Consider the following 3123-nt stretch of genomic DNA (forward strand, 5'->3'; position numbering starts at 1 on the left):
GGGCGGGGCGGCCGGACGGGTCATGTGCTCTCCCACGCGCGTGCTCTGGGACGCGCGGTGCGTGGACGTTCGGGCGAAACCGTACTCGTACCGGCCATTGACAGCGCGTCGGGCCCGGACGCAGACTCGGACCGAGGATATTGATGAACTTTAGTTCACCTCGCGAACAGGGTAGGAACGCCGCCGGGAGGCCGTCAACGACATGGCTGACATCCGTGACCTCCGGGAGGCCGTCGGGGAGTTGATCCACGACGGCGACACCGTGGCGATGGAGGGATTCACCCATCTGATCCCCTACGCGGCCGCGCACGAGGTGATCCGACAGGGGATCACCGACCTGACGCTGGCCCGGATGACGCCCGACGTGATCTACGACCAGCTGATCGGCGCCGGCCTGGTGGCGAAGCTGGTCTTCTCCTGGGGCGGCAACCCGGGCGTCGGCTCGCTGCACCGCTTCCGGGACGCGGTGGAGCACGGCTGGCCCCGCCCCCTCGCACTGGACGAGCACAGCCACGCCGGGATGGCGAACCGCTACGTGGCCGGCGCCGCCGGGCTGCCGTTCGCGGTGCTGCGCGGCTATCTGGGCAGCGACATGCCGTCCAGGAGCGACACCATCGCCACCGTGAACTGCCCGTTCACCGGCGAGGAGTTGGCCGCGGTCGCGGCGCTCAACCCGGACGTCGCCGTGATCCACGCCCAGCGCGCCGACCGGGAGGGCAACGTGCAGCTCTGGGGGCTCACCGGGGTGCAGAAGGAGGCCGCGCTCGCGGCCCGCCGGGTGCTGGTCACCGTCGAGGAGATCGTGGACGAACTCACCCCGGTCCCGGGCGGGTCGACCCTGCCGACCTGGGTGGTGGACGCGGTGGCCGAGGTGCCGGGCGGGGCCCATCCCTCCTACGCCGCCGGCTACTCCACCCGGGACAACGCGTACTACCGCGCGTGGGACGCCGTCTCCCGGGACCGCGCCGCGTTCACCGCCTGGTTGGACGCGGAGGTCCTCGGCCGGGCGGGGGCGGAGCGCCGATGAGCCTCCCGCACGCCGCCACCGGGGCCGCCGAGGCCACCCCGGACGAGCTGATGGAGGTCAACGCCGCCCGGGCGCTGGCCGGGGCCCGCACCTGCTTCGTCGGCATCGGACTGCCGAGCACCGCCGCCAACCTCGCCCGCCGCACCACCCAACCGGGCCTGGTGCTGATCTACGAGTCGGGGGCGATCGGCGCCAAGCCCACCCGGCTGCCGCTGTCCATCGGGGACGGCGAACTCGCCGACACCGCCGACGCGGTGGTGTCGGTGCCCGAGATGTTCAACTACTGGCTCCAGGGCGGCCGGATCGACGTCGGCTTCCTCGGCGCCGCCCAGCTCGACCGGTTCGGGAACGTCAACACCACGCTGATCGACCGGGGTTCCGGACGCCCGGCCGGCCGGCTGCCCGGCGCCGGCGGCGCGCCCGAGATCGCCGCCAGCTGCGGCCGGGTGCTGCTCGTCGTCCGCCACTCGCCGCGCCACCTGGTGGACCGCCTCGACTTCGTCACCACCCTGGGCCACGGCTCGGGCCCCGACGACCGCGCCAGGCTCGGCCTGCCGGGCCGGGGCCCGGTCGCCGTCATCACCGACCTCGGCGTGCTGCGGCCGGACCCGGCGACCGCCGAGCTGGTGCTCGCCGAGCTGCACCCGGGCGTCACCGAGGAGCGGGTGCGCGCCGCCACCGGCTGGCCGCTGCGCGCCGCCGCGCACGTGACCACCACCGCGCCGCCCACGGCCGCCGAGCTGGCCACCCTGCGCGACCTGAAGTCCCGCCAGGGGGAGGCCCGTTGAACAGCCGCGAGGTCTACGTCGTGGACGCCGTCCGCACCCCCGTCGGCCGGTACGGCGGCGGCTACGCCGCGGTGCGGCCCGACGACCTGGCCGCCCACGTCGTGCGGGCGCTGCTCGACCGCAGTCCCGCGCTCGACCCCGAGCGGGTGGGCGACGTGGTCCTGGGCAACGCCAACGGGGCGGGCGAGGAGAACCGGAACGTCGGCCGGATGGCGGCCCTGCTCGCCGGGCTGCCCACCAGCGTGCCGGGAGCGACCGTCAACCGGCTCTGCGGCTCCGGACTCGATGCGGTGATCCAGGCGGCCAGGGCGGTCGCGGTGGGCGACGCCTCGGTGGTGATCGCCGGCGGGGTGGAGTCGATGAGCCGCGCGCCCTGGGTGCTGCCCAAGCCGGACCGGGCGTTCCCGGCCGGCCACCAGGAGCTCTCCTCCACCACCCTCGGCTGGCGGATGGTCAACAGCCGGATGCGGCCTGAGTGGACGGTGCCGCTCGGCGAGGGCGCCGAGCTGATCGCCGACAGGCACGGCATCGGCCGGGCCGCGCAGGACGCGTTCGCGCTGGCCAGCCACACCAAGGCGGCCGCCGCCTGGCGCACCGGCGGCTACGCGGCCGAGACCGTGCCCTACCCGGGCGCCGAGCTCGCCAGGGACGAGTCCGTCAGGGACGGCTCGACGCCGGAGGCGCTGGCCCGGCTGAAGCCCGCCTTCCGGGAAGGCGGCACCGTGACCGCGGCCAACTCGTCCCCGCTGAACGACGGCGCGGCGGCGCTGCTGATCGCCGACGCCGACGGCGTGGCCGCGACCGGCCGGGAGCCGCTGGCCAGGATTCGCGCCTCCGCCGTCACCGGCATCGAGCCGCGGTACTACGGCCTCGGCCCGGTGGCCGCCGTCGGCCGCGCCCTGGCGCGCGCCGACCGGCGCCTCGCCGACCTCCGCGTCGTCGAGCTGAACGAGGCGTTCGCCGCCCAGGCCCTCGGCTGCCTGGCCGAACTCCCGGAGCTGGACCCCGACATCGTCAATCCGCGCGGCGGCGCCCTCGCCATCGGGCACCCACTGGGTGCCTCCGGCGCCCGCATCGCCGGCGCGGTCGCCCACCAGCTCGCCGCCCACGGCTCGGGCACCGGCGTCGCCGCGCTCTGCGTCGGCGTCGGCCAGGGCCTCGCCCTCGTACTGGAGCGCTGACCCCCACTCACTGGAGCTTTGCATGGGCCTCACCCAACGCGACATCGACCGCGAGATGGCCGACCAGGAGGCCGCCTACCTGCGGGCCAGGGCGGCCGGCGCCCCCGCCGCCGACCACCCGCCCCGC

The 3123-nt window shown here is 75.5% G+C and carries 3 protein-coding genes; all 3 read left to right on the forward strand.

The features are described from left to right. Positions 1-202: 202 nt before the first annotated feature. Genes E1283_RS34350 through E1283_RS34360 form a run of 3 tightly spaced genes read left to right on the forward strand, consistent with a single transcriptional unit; the run spans position 203 to position 2996 of the window. Positions 203-1027, forward strand: coding sequence for a CoA transferase subunit A (locus E1283_RS34350; protein WP_132822085.1), 825 nt, complete (start codon positions 203-205; stop codon positions 1025-1027). Then, positions 1024-1815: a CoA-transferase subunit beta gene (locus E1283_RS34355; RefSeq protein WP_132822086.1), complete on the forward strand. Its 792-nt coding sequence runs from the start codon at positions 1024-1026 to the stop codon at positions 1813-1815. Before E1283_RS34350 ends, E1283_RS34355 begins: the two co-directional genes overlap by 4 nt. Further along, positions 1812-2996, forward strand: a complete 1185-nt coding sequence (locus E1283_RS34360) for a thiolase family protein (protein WP_132822087.1) — start codon at positions 1812-1814, stop codon at positions 2994-2996. The genes E1283_RS34355 and E1283_RS34360 overlap by 4 nt, the downstream gene beginning before the upstream one ends. The last annotated feature ends 127 nt before the right edge of the window (positions 2997-3123 follow it).

Source organism: Streptomyces hainanensis, assembly GCF_004348415.1.
In the GTDB taxonomy this organism is placed as follows: Bacteria; Actinomycetota; Actinomycetes; order Streptomycetales; family Streptomycetaceae; genus Streptomyces; species Streptomyces hainanensis.

Coding starts and splice junctions, on each gene's coding strand:
- E1283_RS34355 (WP_132822086.1), top strand. CDS start 1,024: ATGAGCCTCCCGCACGCCGCCACCGGGGCCGCCGAGGCCACCCCGGAC.
- E1283_RS34350 (WP_132822085.1), top strand. CDS start 203: ATGGCTGACATCCGTGACCTCCGGGAGGCCGTCGGGGAGTTGATCCAC.